Source organism: Streptomyces odontomachi (genome assembly GCF_024435355.1).
GTDB lineage: Bacteria > Actinomycetota > Actinomycetes > Streptomycetales > Streptomycetaceae > Streptomyces > Streptomyces odontomachi.
Genome location: NZ_JAMJWG010000006.1, coordinates 64,181 through 84,834 on the forward strand (window position 1 = coordinate 64,181; position 20,654 = coordinate 84,834).

Consider the following 20,654-nt stretch of genomic DNA (forward strand, 5'->3'; position numbering starts at 1 on the left):
AGGAGCAACGTGCCGCCCCTCCCGGTGTCTCCGACTCGCTGCCGGGCGGCCGGGCACCCCGTTCTTTCTGCCCCCTCTCATAGCGTTTTCACTCAGGTCTCTTAGTGTGGCGTCATGACTCAGGCAACTCCTCCCGGCTGGTATCCGGACCCCGGGCAGACTAGTGACGGACCGCGCGCCGAGCGCTGGTGGAACGGCAGTGCCTGGACGGACCAGGTCCGCCCGGCCCAGGTGGCGGGCCCGTACGCGCCGCCCGCGTATCCGGCGGGCGCCCCGATGATGCCGCCCGGAGCTCCGGGCGCCGCGCGGCGCGGACCACGCACGGCGATCGCGGCGGTGGTGGCGGTCGTGGTGCTGGCGTGCATAGGCGGTGGTGTGTACGCGCTCACCGGCAACGACAAGGCCGGCGAGTCGTCCGCGCCGAAGCCGGAGACCTCCCACAACGGCGGCGGCCTCCCGCACGGTCCCGGGGGATCCGGTGGATCCGGCGGATCCGGGGAGCCCGACACCCCGCAGAGCCCCGGCCCGCAGGTGGAGGACGGCTATGCCGTCGACATGGCGAGCGGCATCAGCCTGCCGGTACCGGACGGCTGGAAGGGCCAGTCGGGCACCATCGGAGCCCAGCTGACCATCGGCGACTACAAGTGCCCGGGCGACACGTCGCAGAAGTGCTCGCGCGGCGGTGTCTCTTCGGCGCCGGCGGCCGCCCTGAAGCTGTCCGAGACGACGGCGAAGGCGGCAGCCAAGGCGGACATCTCGAAGAACGCCGAGCAGTCGTACGGCGGCAGCGTCTACGGCGAGATCTCCTCGCACGACGAACTCGCCTCGAAGGCCGTGGACGTGGCGGGCCAGAAGGGCTACCTGGTGCGCTGGAAGGTCGTCACCAGCAAGGGCGACGACGGCTACGTCGAGTCGCTGGCGTTCCCGTCACCGGCCGACTCCAGCATGCTGGTGGTGGTCCGGTTCGGCTTCGACGTGAACGCCAAGGCGCCGAAGGTGTCCGAGATGGACACCATCACCAAGGGCATCAAGTCCGCTGGCACCGCCGGCGGCGGCGCGGGCGGCTCCGGCAAACAGGTCTGACCCCACACCTGAAGGGGCGCCTCCGGGCGCCCCGCAAAGGGGCGCGGGGAGCTGCGCGACAAGCCACGACGCAACCGCAAGATCGCCGCTACTCCAGGGGGCACCCCGCGAAGGGGCGCGAGGAACTGCGCGACCGACCACAACGAAACGGCCGGATCGCCACTACCGCAGGGAACACCCCGAACCGCACCCCCACAAACCGCCGACAACCCGCGGCGCGTACCCCCCGGGGGGACAGGCCCGAAAGGGCCTGAAAACCAGCCGGACCGCCGGGTCAGCAGGGGGCACCCCAGGCCCATCAGCAGGTCGACCAGGACGCCAGCCCTGGATCACCCAAACCCGCGGGAGTCCTGCTTGAGCGCCGTGTCCACCGTCAGCGCCGTCGCCACGACCAGGCTGAGCAGCGGCTCGGGCAGCTGGAAGTGGATCTGTAGGACGTAGTTGTCCGCGGTGGTGAACATCGTCTTGGCCAGGCCCTCCCAGGTCTTGGTGATCCGGGCGACCTCGGTTTCGGCGTGGTCGACGATCGCGAAGTTCCAGGCCCGCCAGTTCTCGGCCTTGATCGCGCCGAGTTGCTGACCGTTCGCGTTGATCGCGAAGTTGATCTTCCCGATGGCGTTCTGCTGCACGATCTCGCCGACCGGGGAGCCGTCCGGGCGCTCCACGATCACCCGGGACTTCACGAACTTCGCGGGCCGCGTCAGGACCAGCTGCGGCTGCCCGTACGCATCGCGGATCTCCAGGCGGTGGGTCATGAACTGGTCGACGCTGGAGAGGAAGCGCACCGCCTTCTTCAGCGCGGTCTGCCCCACCTCGGTGACCGAGCCGATGGTGTTGCCGTTCTGGTCGAAGACGCTGTACTCGTTGGTCAGCTCGATCAGCTTGGCCTTCTGGTTGACCACCAGCACCGGCTCGGTGAAGAGCGAGCCGCCACCGGGGCCCGACGGTGCCACGCCGGCCTGGCCCTGCACCTGCCGCTGCACCCGCTCGGCGTCCCGCGCCGCCCCGGCCGCCTGCCCTGGCTGCTGCCCGAACGGCTGACCTGCCTGCTGCTGCGGGTGCGGCTGCCCCTGCTGCTGCCCGGGGTGGCCGAACTGCGGCTGGCCACCGGGTTGCTGCGCACCCCCACCGAACTGCTGCTGCCCGGGCTGCTGGGCCTGCTGCTGCCCGAACTGCTGCTGCCCTGCCTGCTGCCCGAACTGCTGCTGTTGCTGTGCGTGCTGCTGTTGCTGTGCGTGCTGCTGGTTGAACTGCGGCTGCTGTGACTGCTGTGCGTGCTGCTGGCCGGCCTGCGGCTGTTGGGCCTGTTGCTGCCCGAACTGCTGCTGTCCCCCTTGCTGACCGAACTGCTGGGGGGAGCCCTGTGCCTGCTGCGCCTGAGGGGCCTGCTGCGCCTGAGGGGCCTGCTGCGCTTGAGGGGCCTGCTGGGCCTGAGCCTGCTGGCCGGCCTGGGCCCCCTGCTGGCCGGCGTGGGTGTGCTCGGTCCACTGGGAGCCGTCCCACCAGCGCAGCAACTGGGGTGTGCCGTGGGGGTCCGCATACCAGCCGGGTGGCACGTTCGATTGCGTCGTCACCCAAGCACACTATGCGGATGGCCCCGGTGTGATCCAGCCCATGTGACGTGGACCTCACCGGGGCCGGGCGGCCGGCCCGGCGCTGCGGCGCGGCCGGAGCGGGCAGCCGTACGCACGGGCGGATCACGGCCTGAGCCCGTGCGCTGCTGCTGCGGGTCAGTTCAGGTAGGCCTCCACCTCGCTGAGCTGGGCGGCCGGCCACCCCGTGTTGGCGGTGACGTTCAGCTTCAGGTAGCGCAGGTTCGTGCCGCTGGGCAGGTCCACCGCCACCGTGTTGCCGGATGCCGGGTCGAAGCGGTAGTCGTGCGAGGCGACCACCGTCGAGTAGGCCGAGCCGTCCGTGCTGCCGAGTACGGACAGGGTCTGCGTGCGTGCGGCCCAGGCCGAGGCCGGCGGCAGCTTCAGTACCACCCGGCGGGCGGCCTGGGCCGAGCCGAGGTCGACGGTCAGGGCCTGCGGGAAGGCGCTGTTGGTGGACTCCCAGTAGGTGTTCGCGTCACCGTCGACGGCCTTGCCGGGCGTGTAGACGTCCGCGGAGCCGGTGGCGGTGGCGGGCCGGCCCTTGGCGAGGTTGCGGGTGGGGTCGGGGTCCGAGTTGCCCTCGCCCGGCTGCGGCCAGGTCGAGCAGTCGGACCAGAGGCTGTCCCAGCCGGAGTTGCCGCCGCCGTCGGTGAGCGTGAAGGTGCCGGAGCCGTTCGGATACGGGCAGTTGTAGACGCCGGCCGAGCCCACCCCGGTGGCCTGGACGTTGCTGAACTTCGCGGCGCCCTGGGCCTCGGCCTGGACGACGACCGTGCCGACCTTGTCGACCGTGGCGCCGTCGACGGTGGTGTTCTTGGCCGCGTACCCGTTGCCGCTGCCGGAGACGAACTCGAAGGCGCTGTACGGGCTGTCGGTGATCGTGGTGTCGGTGATGTTGACGTTCGCCTCGATGGCGCTGTCGTAGGAGTCGACGCGGATCGCGCCCATCGGGTGCTGCCAGTTGGGGTTGATGGCCCCGGTGCGCACCAGGGTGTTGCCGGAGACGGTGATGGTGCCGGCGAGCGGGGAGAACGGGTCGGCGAACTTCTGGTTGGAGATCGCGATGCCGCTGCCGAGGGCGTTGGTGTCCTGCACCAGGTTGCCCTTGACGGTGATGTCCCGGCCGCCGTAGATCGCGATGCCGTTGGCCAGGTTGGGCTGCGAGATGGTGTTGTTCTCGAAGCTGCTGCCGGTGTCGGCGGCGTACAGCGACCACATGGCGAGGGAGTCGTCGCCCTGGTTGCGCAGGAAGTTGTTGCGGACGACGACGCCCTTGGCGTTGCCGTTGAGGTTCAGGCCGTCGGCGGTGGTGTCGAGGATCCGGTTGTTCTCGACGACCAGGTCGTCGTTGTTGTTCATCAGCCACAGGCCGACCTTGACGTGCTGGATCCACATGCCGGAGACCGAAGAGTTCGGGCCGAGCGTGCCGTTGACGAAGTTGTCCGGGCTGGAGTCGACGCGCTCGGTGACCTCACCGATGACGGCGAAGTCCTGGATGTGGACGTTCCCCGAGGAGCTCATCTGGTCGATGAAGTGCGAGGAGTGCACGATCGAGTACCAGTTGCCGGCGCCCTTGAGGGTGACGTTGGCGACGTTCTGTAGTGCGGAGCCCACCTTGTACTCGCCCGGCGGGATCCACACCGTGCCGCCCTGGGCGGCGGATATGGCGGAGTTGAAGGCCTGGGTGGAGTCGGCCTGGCCGGTCGGGTCGGCGCCCTTGTCGACCACGGAGACCGCGCCCGAGGGGGCCTGGCCGGCGGCAGCGACCTGCTCGAAGTCGGCCACGTCGACGGTGACCGTGCCGGACGCCTTGAGCGCGACCTTGTCGCCCGCCTTGAGGCTCTGCCCGAGCAGCACCCGGGTGTTGTCGAAGAGGTGGTGGGTCTTCGAGCCGACGATCCACGACGTGTCGACGTAGGAGTACTTGGAGGTGAGGGCGAGCGTCTTGCCGGTCTGCTGGCCGTTGACGTACACGGCGAGGGTGCCCGTCTGCCCGTCGGGCACGTTGTACGCGACGTTCACCGCGTTGGCGGCCGACGGCACGGTGAACTCGACCTGCTGGCCGGCGCCCAGCTTCACCGCCTGGCGACCCGAGGCCTCGGAGGCGACGGTGCCCTGGGTGTAGTCGGGGCCGATCTTCTGGCCGTCGGTGGTGGCCGATTCCGCCTCCACCGAGGTGAAGGGCAGGCTCGCGCCCACGGTGGCTGCCGCCTGGGCCGTGGGAGCGAGGGCACTGAGCATGCCGCTGGCCAGCGCTACGGCCGCGGCAGCCGCCGTCCAGCGTGGGGCGATGCGCCGAGCTGTGCTCTGCATGACTCTTCCCTTTCGTTGGGGGGATAGGGGTTCGTCGGGGGGATGCTTAGTTCGCTGTCGAACACTTGTCGGCCCGGCGCCCCCGCCCAGCGAGTGAGCCGAAGGGCGCGCCGGTGTCGAGACCCCAACCGCGCGGAGCGCCCGACGAAGGAGGGTCGAGCACGGTTGGGGTCTCGACACCGGCTGAGGCGCCCGGAGGCGAACCGAGCTCTAAAAAAGAGGCGCTCGACACCGGCTGAGGCGCCCGGAGGCGAACCGAGCTCTAAAAAAAGGGGGCTCAAAACAGGAGCAGCCAGGCCGCCGTGTCGCAGGGCAGTCGGCCCGTGTCGTCGAGCGGGCCGCTCGTCAGCAGGATGTCGGAGTGGTCGGGCAGTTGTGCCGCTTCGGCGGCGAGGTTGACGATGCACATCAGTCCGTCGGTGCGGGTGAAGGCGAGCACTCCTGGTTCGGCGGGCAGCCAGCGCAGGGGTCCGTCGCCGAAGCCCGGTCGGGTGCGGCGGATGCTGAGGGCCGTGCGGTACAGGTGGAGCATGGAGTCGGGGTCGGCCTCCTGACGGTCGGCGGCGTACGAGGCCCAGTCGGGTGGCTGCGGCAGCCAGGGCTCCTGTTGTGCGCCGAAGCCGGCGTAGGGGGCGTCGGCCAGCCAGGGCAGCGGTACCCGGCAGCCGTCGCGGCCCGGGTCGCGGCCGCCGGAGCGGTGGTGCATCGGGTCCTGGATGCGGTCGGCGGGGATGTCCGCTTCGGGCAGCCCCAGTTCCTCGCCCTGGTAGAGGTAGACGGAGCCGGGCAGGGCCAGCGAGAGCAGTGCGGCGGCGCGTGCCCGCCGGGTGCCCAGGGCCAGGTCGGTGGGGGTGCCGAAGGCCTTGGTGGCGAAGGCGAAGGCGGTGTCCTCGCGGCCGTAGCGGGTCACGGTGCGGGTGACGTCGTGGTTGCACAGCACCCAGGTGGCGGGGGCGCCCACCGGTGCGTGTTCGGCGAGCGTGTCGTCGATGGCGGCGCGCAGCCGGGTCGCGTCCCACGGGCAGCTGAGGAAGTTGAAGTTGAAGGCGGTGTGGAGTTCGTCGGGGCGCAGGTAGCGGGCGAAGCGTTCGGTGTCGGGCAGCCACACCTCGCCGACGAAGACCCCGTCGTAGGCGTCGGCGACCCGCCGCCAGGAGCGGTAGATGTCGTGCAGTTCGTCCCGGTCGACGAACGGGTTGGGGTCGCGTCCTTCGACGAAGTCGGGCAGTTCGGGGTCCTTGGCGAGCAGTGCGGCCGAGTCGATGCGTACACCGGCCACGCCGCGTTCGAACCAGAAGCGCAGGATGTCCTCGTGTTCCTGGCGGACCGCGGGGTGGTCCCAGTTCAGGTCGGGTTGCTCGGGTGCGAAGAGGTGCAGGTACCACTCGCCGTCGGGGACTCTGGTCCAGGTGCCGCCGGCGAACTCGGAGGGCCAGTCGTTCGGTGGCTGCGCGCCGTGCGGCCCGCGGCCCGGGCGGAAGTGGAACAGCTCGCGCTCGGGGCTGCCGGGACCGGCTTCGAGTGCGGCACGGAACCAGGGGTGCTGGTCGGACACATGGTTCGGAACGATGTCGACGATGGTGCGGATGCCCAGTTCACGCGCCTCGGAGATGAGTTTCTCGGCTTCGGCGAGGGTGCCGAAGGCCGGGTCGATGGTGCGGTAGTCGGCGACGTCGTAGCCGCCGTCCGCCATCGGTGACAGGTACCACGGGCTGAACCAGAGGGCGTCGACGCCGAGGTCGGCCAGGTACGGCAGCTTGGCGCGGACGCCCGCGAGGTCTCCGGTGCCGTCGCCGTCGCCGTCCGCGAAGCTGCGGACGTACACCTGGTAGATGACGGCGGATCGCCACCATGTGTCGGCCGGGCTCGGGTCAGGGGTCCGTTTCTGGGCAGGGGTGGGCTGTCCCACGGGGCATGCCTTTCGCAGGTGCTGGTCAGGGGGGTGGTAGGAGCGGGGTGGTACGGGTCGGCGGTCGGGCCGAAGTGGTGGGCGGCGCCGGTGCGCAGGTGCGGGCGGGGTGTGGTGCTGTCCGGGTGGGCTCAGCCCTTGCTGCCGCCGGCGCCGATGCCGGCGATGATGTGCCGCTGGAACACCAGGAACATCACGACCATCGGCACGCTGGCGATCACCATTGCGGCGATCAGCACGGTCAGCGGGATGTTCTGGGACAGCTGGACCAGGGCCACGCTGATGGGCTGCTTGGTGGTGTCGGAGAAGACCATCAGCGGCCAGAGGAAGTCCTGCCAGACGGCGACCAGCGCGAAGATCGACACCACGCCGAGCACCGGCCGCGACATCGGTAGCACGATCGAGACGAGGCTGCGCAGCCGGCCGGCGCCGTCGATCTCCGCGGCCTCCAGCACGTCCCGGGGTATCCGGTCGAAGAACCGCTTGAGCAGGTAGAGGTTGAAGGCGTTCGCGACGGCCGGCAGCCAGATCGCGAGGGGGTCGTTGAGCAGGCTGACATGCAGGAGTGGCAGGTCGGCGACGGTGAGGTACTTCGGTACGACGAGGGCCTGGGCCGGCACCATCAGGGTGGCCAGGATGCCGCCGAGGACGACCTTGCCGAAGGCCGGCCGCAGCTTGGACAGCGCGTAGGCCGCGGCGGTGCAGAAGACGATCTGCAACACCCAGGCGCCGGCTGCCTGGACGACCGTGTTCCACAGGTGCTGCGGCAGTTGCATCAGGTCCCAGGCGTCGGTGTAGCCGGTCAGGTGCCAGGAGTGCGGGACGACGGTCGGCGGGGTGCGCGTCACCTCGTCGGGTGACTTCATCGCGCCGGACACCATCCAGTACACGGGGAAGAGGAACGCGAAGGCGAACAGCAGCACCACGCCGCTGAAGACGGTCCAGTACACGGCCCTGCCGCGCGGGCGGCCGAGGGTGTGCGGGGAGACGAGGGTGCGCACGGCACGACGGTCGGTGCTTCTCATGTGTCCTCCCCCGAACGGGTCAGGCGCAGGTAGAGCGCGGAGAACGCGCTGAGCAGGAGGAGCAGCAGGACGCTCAGGGCACAGGCTCCGCCGAAGTCGTTGTAGAGGAAGGCGTACTTGTAGATCAGGTAGAGCACGGTGACCGTGGCGTTCTGTGGGCCGCCGCCGGTGATCACGAAGGGCTCGGTGAAGATCTGCATGGTGGCGATGATCTGGAGCAGCATCATCATGAGGATCACGAACCGGGTCTGCGGGATCGTCACGTGCCGGATCCGCTGGAGCAGGCTCGCCCCGTCGATCTCGGCGGCCTCGTACAGTTCGCCGGGGATGCCCTGGAGCGCGGCGAGGTAGATCAGGACGGTGCCGCCCATGTTGGCCCAGGTGGCGACGATGACGAGGGAGACCAGGGCGGTGTCGGCGCCGTTGGACCAGTTCGAGGTGGGCAGGTGCGCGAAGCGCAGCACCTCGTTGGCGAGCCCGGCGCCCGGGTCGTAGAACCACTTCCACAGCAGGGCGCTGACCACCGGCGGGATCATGACCGGCAGGTAGACCACCACCCGGAAGAACGCCCGCCAGTGCCGCAGCTCGTTCAGTACGAGCGCCGTCAGGAACGGCACCGCGAACCCGAGGACCAGCGCGAACAGGGTGAACTCCAGGGTGTTGCGCCAGGCCGCGCCGAACTCCGGGTCGTGGAAGACGCGGGTGAAGTTGGCGGTGCCCACCCACTGGGGGTCGGAGCCGGGCGTGTACTTCTGGAAGGCGATGACGATCGCGCGGATCGCCGGGTACCAGGAGAACAGCGCGAAGCAGAGCAGCCCGCCCAGCAGGAAGGCGTACGCCCGGGCCTGGGCGATCAGCTTGCGGCGCAGCGGGCTCGGGCTGCCGGTGCCGTGCACCGGTGCGCCCGGGGACCGGGGCACGGACGGTGTCGCGGCCGGCCCGGCGGCGGGCATGGGCCCGGGGGCGGGGACGGGGTCGGGGTGGCGGCCGCCCCGGGGGGCGGCGCTCCGTGCGGTCTTCATCGCGGTCGTCCCCGTCAGCCCCGTGCCAGGATGCCGTCGATCTTGCCTGAGGCGTCCTTGAGCAACTGGTCGATGTCGGCGTCCTTCTTGGTGAGGACGGCCGAGACGGCGCCGTCGAGGACCGAGTAGATCTGCTGCGCCTGGGGCGGCTCGATCTTGAGCTCGAGCTTTTGCGTGCCCGTCAGGAAGCCCTGGTAGTTGTCCACGGGCACATTGGCGTTGGCCTTCTTGACCTGCTGGTCCCGGGCGTCGGCGGCGCCGGTGAACAGCCGGGGCTCGGGCAGGCCCACTGGGGCGTCGTGCTGCTTGGCGCGTGCGTAGTCGCCGAGGAAGCCCTTGCCGGGGGTGAGGAACATGTGGTCGAGCCACTTCAGTCCGGCCCTGATCTGTGCCGGGGTGTCGTGCTTGTTGAACATGTACCCGTCGCCGCCGAGCAGGGTGCCCTTGCCGCCCGGCATCGGTGCGAGCGACAGGTCCTTGTAGTTGCCGCCCTTCTCCTTGACCAGGATGGGGATGTTGTCGGGGGCGGCGAGGTACATGCCGAGCTTGCCCGAGCCCATCATCAGCTGGACGTCGTTGATCACGAGCAGCTGCTTGCTGCCCATGGAGTCGTCCTTCCAGCGCATGTCCTTGAGGGTCTGAAGGACGGCGCGGCCCTCGGGCGTGTTCACGGTGGCCTTCGAACCGTCCGGGCTGACCACGGCTCCGCCGCGCGAGTAGACCTCGGCGGTGAAGTGCCAGCCGCCCTGGTTCTGGGCGCTGTAGTCGGCGTATCCGACCGTGCCGCCGCCGAGCGCGGCGATCTTCTTGGCGTCGGCGCGCACCTCGCCCCAGGTGGTCGGCGGCCTGTCGGGGTCGAGTCCGGCCTTGCTGAAGAGCTTGCGGTTGTAGATGAGGCCCATCGAGTAGCCGGTGCGCGGGATGCCGTAGACCTTGCCGTCCACGGTGTAGATGTCGCGCAGCTGCTTCTGGAGGGTGGGGTAGCTCTTGAGGTCCTGGACGTACGGGGTGAGGTCGGCGGCCTGGTTGATGTCGACGACGTGTTTGACGTCCGTGAAGTACGTGTAGAAGACGTCCTCCATCTGCCCGCCGGCGAGTTTGGCGTCGAACGTCTTGGGGTCCTGGCAGGGGAAGGCGTCGTGCGCGTCGACGCCGATGTCCGGGTGTTGCCTGGCGAACGAGGCGAGGTCCTGCTCGAAGAAGGACCGGTCGACCTTGGCGCTCTTCGGCGGCTCGCAGTTGACCGTGATGTGGGTCTTGCCGTCCTGCGCCGCATCGTCGCCCGAGCCGCACGCGGAGACGGCGGTGAGGGCGAGGGCCGAGGCCAGGGCGGCGATGGAGGTGCTCCTCCACTGCCGTGCGGACGTGGGTGTGCCCGCATCCCGGCCCGCGAGGGGCTGGCGGCAGGTACGGCGGAACCCGGGACTTCTCATCGGTGGACCCCTCTTGGGCAGGCGCAGGGAAGGCCCACGGCGCGGCACACCGTCAGGGGTTGTGCGCGCTGTGTGGCGCACGCCACTGAACCACCATCGATAGGAGAGCGCAAGATGTCGCGCTCACCTTGGAAATATTCAACAAGCTTGAGACTGGTACATACCTGGCCGGTCAGCGCCTTGCGACGGCGCAGGCAGATCGATGGACTCGACGCACCCGATGGACGCGACGCACCCGATGGGCCTCATGGACACGACCCGAGCGCACCGGGTTGCACCCCCGTGCACCCACCACGCAAAAACGCACCTGGGCCTACCGGAATTCGCCCGGTACACCCAGGTGCGCCCAGATACGGCGCCGCGGACCCGTCGTCAGGTGCGCGGTGCCTGGCCGGTGGAGCCGCGCACCACCAGCTCAGGCTCGAACAGGAGCTCCTGCGCGGGCACATCACTGCCGCCGACCTGCGCGTACAGCATCTCGACCGCGGCACGCCCCATGGACTCGATGGGCTGCCGCACGGTGGTCAGGGGAGGTTCGGTGCAGTTCATCAGCGCCGAGTCGTCGTACCCGACGACCGACACGTCACCGGGCACCGACAGGCCCCGGCGGCGAGCGGCACGCACCACGCCGAGCGCCAACGGGTCGCTGGCGCAGATGAACCCGGTGACGCCGGCCTCCAGCAGCCGGGCCGACGCGGCCTGGCCCCCTTCGATCGAGAACAGGGCGCGCCCGACGTGCTGGTCGGGCAGCCGGCCACCACCGGCGGCGCAGACCGCCCGGGCCGCGGCGAGCTTGCGCTGCGACGGCATGTGGTCACCGGGGCCGAGCACCAGACCGATGCGCTCGTGGCCGAGCGAGGCGAGGTGCCGCCAGGCCTGCTCGACGGCGACGGCGTCATCGCAGGAGACACCGGGAAAGCCCAGGTGATCGATGGCCGCGTTGACGAGCACCACAGGGATCTTGCGGTCTGCCAGTTGGCGGTAATGGTCGTGCGGCGCATCCGCCTGGGCGTACAGGCCGCCCGCGAACACCACCCCGGAGACCTGCTGCTGGAGCAGCAGCGCCACGTAGTCTGCCTCCGAGACGCCGCCCTTGGTCTGGGTGCACAACACCGGGGTGAGCCCCAGTTGCGCCAGCGCCCCACCGATCACTTCGGCGAAGGCCGGGAAGATCGGATTCTGCAGCTCGGGCAGCACCAGACCGACCAGCCTGGCCCGCTCGCCGCGCAGTTGGGTGGGGCGCTCGTAGCCGAGCACGTCGAGCGCGGAGAGCACGGCTTGCCGGGTGGCCTCGGAGACCCCCGGTTTGCCGTTGAGCACCCGGCTGACGGTGGCCTCGCTGACTCCTACCTTCTTGGCCACCTGAGCAAGTCGTCGCGTCATGTCCGCAAGAATAGCGCAAGTTTTGCAAGCCGCTTGCGCTGCCTCTGGGCGGCCGCGGTCCGGGGCGTGGTCGCCGCGGTGCGCCGGTCACGCCCCCACCGCGCGCAGCCGGCCGGTCCGGTCATGCGTCGACCGCGGGTACCGACCGTAGGTGTTGCAGGGGCCGCCTGGCACCCGGTGTCGTGCGTCCGGTGCGGGCGGCGCCCAGCGGCTCGCGGAGCACGAAGGTGAGATGGCGGTAGCCGAGCAGATCGAGCGTGCGGGGCGTGTTGCACACGAGACGGCAGTGCGTACGGCCCCAGCGCGGGTTCGGGTGCCACAGCGGGCGCACCGGCCCGTCGTAGGCGACGGCGGCGGGACCGACGGCCCGCAGCCAGTGCGGCAGGCCCTGGCGGAAGGCCGCCTCCATGATCGGGTCCTGGGCGATGTCGCGCCGGATCGCCATCAGCTCGGCGTCCTGGCCGTGCTCCGTCAACGCCTGCGCTAAGTGGGCCAGCATCGGCAGGCACCAGCTCGACTCGTGCTCCTCGAGCACCGTGCCAGCGTCCGGGTGGAACAGCACGAAACGCAGCAGATTGTCCCCCGGCATGGCGGTGGGGTGCGGCGAGATCCCCTCGAAGAGCGCATCGAAGGCGGGATTGGCGAGAATGACGTCCCAGCGGTGGTCGAAGACGACCGATGGATACGACTGGCTGTACAGCAGGGCGGCGTAGTCCACGAGGTAGGCGTGCACCTCGGGATCGCCGGGGGCGAGCCCCGACCCAGGCTGCCGCCCGCCCGCCCGGTCCGCCATCGGTGCACCACCCCCACCCGAAGCTCTGTCGTCCTGGGGCCCGTCACCCCGCTGGTGAAACGGATCTTCAAACCTGTCGCGATCCTGCTGCCGCCTCAGGGCATTGTCAATTATCGGGTCATATAAGGCCTGCTGACTGATCGCATCACGCCACCCTCGGCCCGTTTCTCACCCCCGACCGCGCCGGCAGGCCGCACGGCACTCCTGACGGCCACTCCCCCGCCGTCCGCCGTCACGGACCGCCAGCCTTGCGAAGTCCGTCTTGCACAGACCGTCCCGTTTCAGGACCCGTTGTCAGTGCCGGGCGGCATGCTGAGCACTACGCACCGCCCTGTACACCGCCTCACGCACCACCCGGCACCGCGCACCACACAACCGACCGACGACCGCGCCGCCCGACGACCGGGCGCGACGCCTGCCACCTGGGAGAGCCGTCATGCACACCGCCCTTCTGACCGACCGTGAGCGCGCCGCCGTCCAGGCCTACCTCCGCCTGCTGCACACGGTGCGTGCGGCACTCGACGTCACCGCGGGACCGAGCGGTACGAGCAGTACGAGCGGTTCAAGGAGTACGAGCGGTTCGAGCGGCGGGGACCCGGGCGGTGCGGGCCGGCCCGCGCTGATCCCGCCCTCGTTACTGGCCGAGGCCGACCAGGCGCTGGCCGAGGCCGGCATGACCGGGAACGAAGACGACTTCTTCGCGCTGCTGCGGGCCTGGTGCCCCACACCCCCGACATGAGCCCCGCACTCCGCCCCCTGCCGGGCGACGGCGGTGCGTCCAACAGCTCTGCCGCATGCCCTTCTTGAGCAATTTCCTCCGCAATGCCGGGCGATAGATGCCAATAAGCGGCACACCGCGATGCGCGAATCGCCCTGCGCAATGAAGTGATAACAAAGCGTTCACTAGCGCTCACTATCGGTCCGCCTTCAGTAAATCTGCACACCGATTACGCAGGGGCGCCCCATGTTCCGACAGAAATTCGAGGGGAAGGATGCATCGCCACCTCATTAGTGAGGAGTGTCCGGATTCCCCCCTCCGGCCTCCCACCACCACCACCGGGGCACCAGAGGCCGCACGTGAAGATATGTGCACCAATCCGTGGACGCGCCTGCACCGCACGGAAAGCGGAGGCGGCCTTGTCGATAGATCGGCTCACCGGGGATTGGCCGCCTGACGTGGCGGCATGCTTGGATCCTCTGCGTTGCGGGATACCTCCGGCGAACTCCCATCGCCGGGCCAGGTGACCGCACAGCGGCATTGGCGCTCCGGTTTCCCCGGGTCGTCCGGCCGCAGCTGAGAAATGTCCACATGAAGGGAAACTCATAGTCATGAACACCACCCCCCAGGTTGCGACCACCGAGATTTCCGACAGCGAGCTGGACAACGTTTCCGGTGGCCTGGTCGGCGAGGTCGTGGGCACCCTGGCCAGCACGGCGGACTCGGTGGCTCCGGTCACCAGCACCCTCTCCACCGTCACGGGTCTGGCCCAGTCCACCCTGGGCGTTGACACCGGTGCCGTCACCGGCGTCGTCTCGGGTCTCTGAGACGAGATATACCGCTAGAGTCCCGGAGCCAGCCGGCTCCGGGGCTTCTGGCTGCCATCACGCGGGCACTGGGCCGGCGGAGGCGTTACGGTCAGACACACAGCCGCCAGACGTACGGCCGTCCGACACAGCGTCGTCAGACGCTCGGTAGGTACAGCGTCGCCAGACGCACAGCAGTTGAGGGAAGAGTTCCGTGGAGTTCCGCAAGCAGGCCCTTTCCAAACTGCAATCACCGGAGGAACTCGACCTGCCGGTGCGCTTCGCCCGCCCGCAGGGCTGGCTCGTCCTGGCCGTGACACTGATCGTCATGGCCGTCGGCGCGTTCTGGGCGGTCACCGGCACCGTCTCCTCCACCCTGCGCGCCACCGGAGTGCTCACCCACGGGCAGGGCAGCTACGTCCTCCAGAGCCCCGTGGCGGGCCAGGTCACCGCAGTGCTCGCCGCGGCGGGCAAGACCCTGCCGGCGCACGCCCCGTTGCTGAAGGTGCACACCGCACAGGGCGACAACGTGATCCGCACCATCGACGCCGGCCGTGTCACCACGCTGACGGTCACCATCGGGGCGGTGGTCACCACCGGCGCCAACGTCGCCACGTTGGAGCGCGTCAACCGGTCCGACGCCCCGTTGATGGCGCTCATCTACGTCCCCCAGGACAGCGCTCCGGGCGTCCCGGTCGGCGCCACCGTCGACCTGACCGTGCAGTCGGTCTCCACCGATCGCTACGGCACCCTGAACGGACGGGTGAAGAGCGTCGGCACGGCACCGCAGACGCGCCAGCAGATCACCGAGTTCCTCGGCGACGCCCAGCTCGGTGCGGACTTCACCAGTGACGGCCGGCCGATCCCCGTATTGGTGCAGCTCGACACCTCGTCGACCACCAAGTCCGGCTACCGCTGGTCCTCCTCGCAGGGACCACCGTTCGCGCTCGACTCCATGATCGGAACCAGCGCCGCGATCCGGCTGGCCCGGCAGCACCCCGTCGATTGGCTGCTGCCATGAGCACTTCACGGAAGGCCAGGCGCGACAGGAACAGCGCGCAGCCGGCACGCACCGCATCCGCAGCGCCCTTGGAGGCTGAGGCTCCCCCGCGGCTGCCCGCCCCTGCCGGCAACCGCGGTCGGCACCGCCCCGGTGAGGGGGACCGCGGTGGCCGGCGCCGCGCGCCCGCGCCGCCGAAGGCCGCGCCCAAGGCTGGCAAGGTCAAGACGGTGCGCAGTCCCACGGTGCTCCAGATGGAGGCCGTGGAGTGCGGCGCCGCGTCGCTGGCCATGGTGCTCGGCCACTACGGCAAGCACGTGCCGCTGGAGGAGCTGCGCATCGCCTGCGGCGTCTCGCGTGACGGATCGCGTGCCAGCAACCTGCTGAAGGCCGCGCGCTCCTACGACCTGACGGCCAAGGGCATGCAGATGGACGTGGCCGCCCTGGCCGATGTGCAGGGTCCGGCGATCCTGTTCTGGGAGTTCAACCACTACGTCGTCTATGACGGCACGGGCCGCCGTCTCGGCAAGCGGGGCGTGTACATCAACGACCCGGGCAAGGGCCGCCGCTTCGTGTCCATGGAGGACTTCGACACCTCCTTCACCGGCATCGTGCTGGTCTTCGAGACCGGCCCCGGCTTCCGCAAGGGCGGCCGCAAACCCGGCATCCTCGGTGCCATGCCCGCGCGGCTGCGCGGCACCTCCGGCACCATGCCGGCGGCCGTCCTGGCCAGCCTGCTGCTGGTCGTGGTGGGGGCGGTGGTGCCCGCGCTCAGCCGGACCTACATCGACACCTTCCTGATCGGCGGGCAGACCTCGCTGCTCGGGGCGCTGTTCGCCTCGATGGCGGCGACGGTGCTGCTGACCGGGGTGCTGACGGGGTTGCAGCAGGCGAACCTGCTGCGTGGCCGGCTGATCTCGTCCACCCTCGGCAGCGCCCGCTTCCTGCGCCATCTGCTGCGGCTGCCGGTCACGTTCTTCGCGCAGCGCAGCCCGGCCGACCTGGTGCAGCGATTGCAGTCCAACGACGCGGTGGCCGAAACCCTGGCCCGCGACCTCGCCGCCGCGGGCGTCGACGCGGTCGTCGTGCTGCTCTACGCCGTGCTGCTGTGGACCTACGATCCGCAACTGACCGTCATCGGGGTACTGGTCGCGCTGCTGAACGTGGTGGCGATGCGGGTGGTGGTGCGGCTGCGGGCCACCGGTACCCAGAAGCTGCGGGCGGACAACGCCCGGCTGACGAACACCTCGTACACCGGCCTCCAGCTGATCGAGACGCTGAAGGCCACCGGCGGCGAGGACGGTTACTTCCGCCGCTGGGCCGGCCAGCATGCGACGACGCTGGAGGTGCAGCAGCGGCTCGGGGTGCCGAGCGCCTGGCTCGGCGTGGTGGCCCCGACGCTCGCGACCCTCAACAGCGCGCTGATCCTGTGGGTGGGCGGCATGCGTGCCGTGGACGGCCATATCTCGATCGGCCTGCTCGTCGCCTTCCAGGCGCTGGTCACCCGCTTCACCGCCCCCATCACCCGGCTGAACGGCGTCACCGGCCGCATCCAGGACTTCGCCGCCGACGTGGCCCGGCTGAAGGACGTCGAGAACTTCCCCGCCGACACGCTCTACTCCCGCCCGTCCCCCACCACCTCGGGCCGGGGCCGCACGGACCGCCGCGCCCCGTCCGGCGCCGGCGACGAGACCCGCAGGCTGAACGGGCATGTGGAGCTGGAGAACATCAGCTTCGGCTACAGCCCGCTGGACAAGCCGCTGCTCACCGGTTTCTCGCTGGCGGTGGGGCCCGGGCAGCAGGTCGCGCTGGTGGGTGGCTCCGGCAGCGGCAAGTCGACGGTGTCCCGGCTGATCTCGGGCCTGTACACCCCCTGGGAGGGGGAGATCCGGATCGACGGCCGGCGCCTGGCGGACATTCCACGCGGTGCGCTCGCCGCCTCGGTCTCCTTCGTCGACCAGGACATCTTCCTCTTCGAGGGCACCGTCCGGGACAACGTGGCCCTGTGGGACCCCTCGATCCCGGACGAGGCGGTGGTCAGCGCTCTGAAGGACGCCGCGCTGTACGAGGTCGTCGCGCGCCGGCCGGGCGGTATCCACAGCAGGGTCGAGCAGGACGGCCGGAACTTCTCGGGCGGGCAGCGGCAGCGTCTGGAGATCGCCCGCGCCCTGGTGCGCAGGCCGAGCGTGCTGGTGCTCGACGAGGTGACGAGCGCCCTGGACGCACAGACCGAACAGGTCATCATCGACAATCTGCGGCGTCGGGGCTGCGCCTGCGTGGTGATCGCGCACCGGCTGAGCACGGTGCGCGACAGCGATGAGATCGTGGTGCTCAGCCACGGCACCGTCGTCGAACGCGGGCGGCACGACGCGCTGGTCGCGGCCGGCGGCCCGTATGCCGAGCTGGTCAGGGAGAACTGACGTGACGTCCATATCCGGCCCGGCGGCTGGGCCCGCCGGGGACGATCTGGTGCTCGGGGCGCTGGGCACGATGGGCGAGCCGGTGGACTGCACCGGCCTGTCCAGCGTGCCGCTGGAGGGCCCGGTGGTGCTGTGGCTGGTCGCCGAGGGCGCGCTGGACCTGTTCGCGGTCGACGCCGCGCAGCAGGGCCACTGGCACCACCTCGGCCGTCTGGAGCCGGGCTGCCTGCTGCTGGGGCCGGTGCCCGGCCCGCAGCACACCCTGGTGGGCCGGCCGTCGCGCGGCTGCGTGCTGCGTCGCATCGCCCTGCGCGAGCTGTCCTGGCAGCCCCAGCCCGACCCGTACCAGACGGGCTACGGCAGCGGCTACGACACCGGGGCCTACCCGACGGTCGGCCAGGACACCGGCGGGTATCCGGTCGCCTACGGTGCCCAGGACACCGGGGCCTATCCCACCGGCGCGTACGACACCGGCGGTTACCCGACCGCCGGCTACGACACCGGTACGTACCTCACCGATCCGTACGGTGCCCCGTACCCGGCCCAGGGGCAGGCGCCGGGCACGGGGTGGGAGCTGAGCCCGCTGGAGTACGCCTTCTCGCTGGGCGTGGGGCGCAGCCTGGGCATCCTCTTCGAGGCCCCCTTGGGTGCGGAGCCGGGCGCCGAGGGCGATGTGCTGTGGATGCAGGTGCCGCCGGGCAGCGTGCAGTACGGCGCCACGTACAGCGCGGAGGCCGCCGGCGACCTGCTCGTCGACCCCGTGCTGTGGCAGTCCATGGTCGACCAGCAGCATCGGCTGCTGTCCGCGCTGGACCGTTGGATCGAGCAGCTGGAGCGCAGCCACGCGGACCGCACCGCGGCCGGGATCCGGGCCGGCGAGCAGGTGCGTGCGCAGGCCGACCGCACGCTGCTGGCCTCCATCGGCCGGCAGCGCGGCGGCACCGGACGCGGCGGCGGTCAGGGCGCCGGTGACGACGTCACCTACGCCGTGTGCAAGCTGGTCGCCGGTGCCTCGGGAATCAGGCTGACCGAGCCCACGCAGGGCGGCGTGCTGGGCGACCGGATGGATCCGGTGGAGCGGATCGCCGTCGCCTCCCGGGTCCGTACCCGTGGTGTGCGGCTCGCCGGGCGGTGGTGGCGCGAGGACATGGGACCGCTGGTGGGGCAACGGACCGCCTCCGGCGCGCCGGTGGCGCTGCTGTGGCAGCGCGGTGGCTACACGGCCGTGGGCGCGGGCTCCACCCGGGGCACCCGGATCGACGCCGACAACGCCGAGGAGTTCGAGCCGCGTGGCGTGATGTTCTACCGGCCGCTGCCGGAGCGCCCGCTCAGTCTCTTCGGGCTGCTCCGCTTCAGCATCCAGGGCACCGGGTTCGACCTGCGCAATCTGGTGCTGAGCGGGCTGGTGACCGTCGGACTCGGTGCGCTGGTGCCGATCGCCACCGGCAAGGTGCTCGGCGAGTTCGTGCCGCAGGCCGAGCGTGGCCTGATCGAGCAGGTCTGCCTCGCGGTCATGATCAGCAGCGTGGTGGCGGCGGCGTTCATGCTGCTGGAGAACCTGACGCTGCTGCGGGTGGAGGGGCGGATGGAGGCGTCCCTGCAACCCGCGGTGTGGGACCGGCTGCTGCGCCTGCCGACCAAGTTCTTCACCCAGCGCTCCACCGGCGAGTTGGCCAGCGCGGCGATGGGCATCAGCGCCATCCGCCGGATGCTGGCCGGCATCGCCCCGGTGGCGGTGCAGTCCGGCACCGTCGGTGCGATGAACTTCGTGCTGCTGCTGTGCTACAGCGTCCCGATGGCACTGGCGGCGACCGGGATGCTGCTGGTCATCGCGGCCGTGTTCCTGGCCCTCGGGCTGTGGCAGGTGCGGTGGCAGCGCCGTCTGGTGGTGCTCACCAACAAGCTGAACAACCAGGCCTTCCAGACCCTGCGCGGCCTGCCGAAGCTGCGTATCGCGGCGGCGGAGAACTACGCGTACGCGGCCTGGGCACGGGAGTTCGCACGCAGTCGGGAGCTTCAGCAGAAGGTCGGCCGGATCAAGAACCTGACCACGGTCGTGAACGCGCTCTACCTGCCGTTGTGCGCGCTCATCTTGTTCATGCTGCTCGCCGGTCCCGCGCGCGGCAGCATGTCGGCGAGCGCGTTCCTGACGTTCAACACGGCCATGACGATGATGCTCACCGCCACCACCCAGCTCACCGGTGCGCTGGTGTCCGTGGTCGCCGCACTGCCGATGTTCGAAGAGATCAAGCCGGTGCTCGACGAGCGGCCTGAGGTCGGCCGGGCGAACACCCGGCCCGGTGAGCTCAGCGGCGCCATCGAGACTCGGAAGCTCTCGTTCCGCTATACCGATGACGGTCCGCTCGTGCTGGACGATGTCTCGTTCGAAGTGCTGCCGGGCGAGTTCGTGGCCGTCGTGGGGCCCAGCGGCTGCGGCAAGTCGACCCTGCTGCGGCTGCTCATCGGCTTCGACAAGCCCCTCTCGGGCAGCGTGCAGTACGACGGGCAGGACCTGGCGGCCCTCGACCAGGCGGCGGTGCGCCGGCAGTGCGGGGTGGTGCTCCAGCATGCCCAGCCGCTGTCCGGTTCGATCCTGGACTGCATCTGCGGGGCGGAGCCGTTCACCCAGGAGGAGGCCTGGGAGGCCGCGGAGATGGCCGGGCTCGCGGAGGACATCCGGCGGATGCCGATGGGCATGCACACCATCGTCGCGAACGGCGGGGCGGTCTCCGGCGGGCAGCGCCAGCGGCTGATGATCGCCCAGGCCCTCATCCGCCGGCCCCGGATCCTGTTCTTCGACGAGGCCACCAGCGCCCTGGACAACGAGACACAGCGCACCGTCATGGAGAGCACCCGCGCTCTCAAGGCCACCCGGGTCGTCATCGCCCACCGGCTCTCCACCGTGCTGGACGCGGACCGGGTCGTCGTCATGTCGGATGGCCGCATCACGGAAGTCGGGCCCCCCGCGCAGCTGCTCGCCAACCCCGGCGGCAGGCTGCATGAGCTGGTACGACGCCAGATGCAGTGACGCCGACGGCGGTGCCGGCTCCACTTCCGGTACCCTCCGTGATCGCAATCACCTCGTTCCAGGACCGGTCCAATATGGTGATCGGAGCTAACCGGCAGGTAATCTGGAACGGCTTCCAGGCTCTGT

13 protein-coding genes and 2 pseudogenes are annotated in these 20,654 nt (G+C 70.2%); 6 read left to right on the top strand and 9 right to left on the bottom strand.

Annotated features, from left to right (window positions below; genetic code table 11):
- Positions 1 to 114: 114 nt before the first annotated feature.
- Positions 115 to 1,083, top strand: coding sequence for a DUF2510 domain-containing protein (locus NQO67_RS15005; protein WP_255950461.1), 969 nt, complete (start codon positions 115 to 117; stop codon positions 1,081 to 1,083).
- Between the two features lie 329 nt (positions 1,084 to 1,412).
- On the opposite strand, the pseudogene NQO67_RS15010 reads toward NQO67_RS15005, so the two are convergent.
- From NQO67_RS15010 to NQO67_RS15050, 9 genes and pseudogenes are all read right to left on the bottom strand, one after another.
- A pseudogene (locus tag NQO67_RS15010) lies at positions 1,413 to 2,171 on the bottom strand (LURP-one-related/scramblase family protein); the annotation flags it as partial.
- Positions 2,172 to 2,543: 372 nt separating this feature from the next.
- Positions 2,544 to 2,657, bottom strand: a pseudogene (locus tag NQO67_RS15015) (DUF2510 domain-containing protein); the annotation flags it as partial.
- A 156-nt stretch (positions 2,658 to 2,813) separates the two neighbouring features.
- Positions 2,814 to 4,991, bottom strand: coding sequence for a discoidin domain-containing protein (locus NQO67_RS15020; RefSeq protein WP_255950462.1), 2,178 nt, complete (start codon positions 4,989 to 4,991; stop codon positions 2,814 to 2,816).
- A 277-nt stretch (positions 4,992 to 5,268) separates the two neighbouring features.
- Entirely contained in the window at positions 5,269 to 6,900 is a 1,632-nt protein-coding gene (locus tag NQO67_RS15025; RefSeq protein WP_255950463.1) for a glycoside hydrolase family 13 protein, read from the bottom strand.
- 131 nt (positions 6,901 to 7,031) lie between these two features.
- Entirely contained in the window at positions 7,032 to 7,925 is an 894-nt protein-coding gene (locus tag NQO67_RS15030; protein ID WP_255950464.1) for a carbohydrate ABC transporter permease, read from the bottom strand.
- On the bottom strand, positions 7,922 to 8,878 hold the full coding sequence (locus tag NQO67_RS15035) for a carbohydrate ABC transporter permease (protein ID WP_374119006.1): 957 nt from the start codon (positions 8,876 to 8,878) through the stop codon (positions 7,922 to 7,924). The genes NQO67_RS15030 and NQO67_RS15035 overlap by 4 nt, the downstream gene beginning before the upstream one ends.
- Positions 8,879 to 8,961: 83 nt before the next feature.
- Complete coding sequence (locus NQO67_RS15040; protein ID WP_255950467.1) at positions 8,962 to 10,380, bottom strand: ABC transporter substrate-binding protein; 1,419 nt, start codon at positions 10,378 to 10,380, stop codon at positions 8,962 to 8,964.
- Positions 10,381 to 10,752: 372 nt separating this feature from the next.
- Complete coding sequence (locus tag NQO67_RS15045; RefSeq protein ID WP_255950468.1) at positions 10,753 to 11,763, bottom strand: LacI family DNA-binding transcriptional regulator; 1,011 nt, start codon at positions 11,761 to 11,763, stop codon at positions 10,753 to 10,755.
- A 121-nt stretch (positions 11,764 to 11,884) separates the two neighbouring features.
- A complete protein-coding gene (locus NQO67_RS15050; RefSeq protein WP_255950469.1) occupies positions 11,885 to 12,556 on the bottom strand; it encodes an MmyB family transcriptional regulator in 672 nt (223 codons plus the stop codon).
- A 436-nt stretch (positions 12,557 to 12,992) separates the two neighbouring features.
- Here NQO67_RS15050 and NQO67_RS15055 point away from each other — a divergent pair, with 436 nt between their 5' ends.
- From NQO67_RS15055 to NQO67_RS15075, 5 genes are all read left to right on the top strand, one after another.
- Positions 12,993 to 13,295 carry a hypothetical protein gene (locus NQO67_RS15055; protein WP_255950470.1) on the top strand — a complete coding sequence of 101 codons (303 nt, stop codon included), beginning with the start codon at positions 12,993 to 12,995 and terminating at the stop codon, positions 13,293 to 13,295.
- Positions 13,296 to 13,885: 590 nt separating this feature from the next.
- The gene (locus NQO67_RS15060; RefSeq protein WP_255950471.1) at positions 13,886 to 14,101 is read left to right on the top strand and encodes a type A2 lantipeptide; all 216 of its coding nucleotides are present in this window, start codon (positions 13,886 to 13,888) and stop codon (positions 14,099 to 14,101) included.
- A gap of 193 nt (positions 14,102 to 14,294) precedes the next feature.
- Positions 14,295 to 15,101 (top strand): HlyD family efflux transporter periplasmic adaptor subunit, encoded by an 807-nt coding sequence (locus NQO67_RS15065; protein ID WP_255950472.1) that lies wholly within the window; start codon positions 14,295 to 14,297, stop codon positions 15,099 to 15,101.
- Complete coding sequence (locus NQO67_RS15070; protein ID WP_255950473.1) at positions 15,098 to 17,500, top strand: NHLP family bacteriocin export ABC transporter peptidase/permease/ATPase subunit; 2,403 nt, start codon at positions 15,098 to 15,100, stop codon at positions 17,498 to 17,500. Before NQO67_RS15065 ends, NQO67_RS15070 begins: the two co-directional genes overlap by 4 nt.
- A 70-nt stretch (positions 17,501 to 17,570) precedes the next feature.
- Positions 17,571 to 20,528, top strand: coding sequence for an NHLP bacteriocin export ABC transporter permease/ATPase subunit (locus NQO67_RS15075; RefSeq protein ID WP_255950716.1), 2,958 nt, complete (start codon positions 17,571 to 17,573; stop codon positions 20,526 to 20,528).
- Positions 20,529 to 20,654 lie beyond the last annotated feature (126 nt).

Excerpts from the sequence above, each read along its gene's own strand:
- NQO67_RS15005 (WP_255950461.1), top strand. The coding sequence starts at position 115 with ATGACTCAGGCAACTCCTCCCGGCTGGTATCCGGACCCCGGGCAGACT.
- NQO67_RS15020 (WP_255950462.1), bottom strand. The coding sequence starts at position 4,991 with ATGCAGAGCACAGCTCGGCGCATCGCCCCACGCTGGACGGCGGCTGCC.
- NQO67_RS15030 (WP_255950464.1), bottom strand. The coding sequence starts at position 7,925 with ATGAGAAGCACCGACCGTCGTGCCGTGCGCACCCTCGTCTCCCCGCAC.
- NQO67_RS15035 (WP_374119006.1), bottom strand. The coding sequence starts at position 8,878 with ATGCCCGCCGCCGGGCCGGCCGCGACACCGTCCGTGCCCCGGTCCCCG.
- NQO67_RS15040 (WP_255950467.1), bottom strand. The coding sequence starts at position 10,380 with ATGAGAAGTCCCGGGTTCCGCCGTACCTGCCGCCAGCCCCTCGCGGGC.
- NQO67_RS15045 (WP_255950468.1), bottom strand. The coding sequence starts at position 11,763 with ATGACGCGACGACTTGCTCAGGTGGCCAAGAAGGTAGGAGTCAGCGAG.
- NQO67_RS15050 (WP_255950469.1), bottom strand. The coding sequence starts at position 12,556 with ATGGCGGACCGGGCGGGCGGGCGGCAGCCTGGGTCGGGGCTCGCCCCC.
- NQO67_RS15055 (WP_255950470.1), top strand. The coding sequence starts at position 12,993 with ATGCACACCGCCCTTCTGACCGACCGTGAGCGCGCCGCCGTCCAGGCC.
- NQO67_RS15060 (WP_255950471.1), top strand. The coding sequence starts at position 13,886 with ATGAACACCACCCCCCAGGTTGCGACCACCGAGATTTCCGACAGCGAG.
- NQO67_RS15070 (WP_255950473.1), top strand. The coding sequence starts at position 15,098 with ATGAGCACTTCACGGAAGGCCAGGCGCGACAGGAACAGCGCGCAGCCG.
- NQO67_RS15075 (WP_255950716.1), top strand. The coding sequence starts at position 17,571 with ATGGGCGAGCCGGTGGACTGCACCGGCCTGTCCAGCGTGCCGCTGGAG.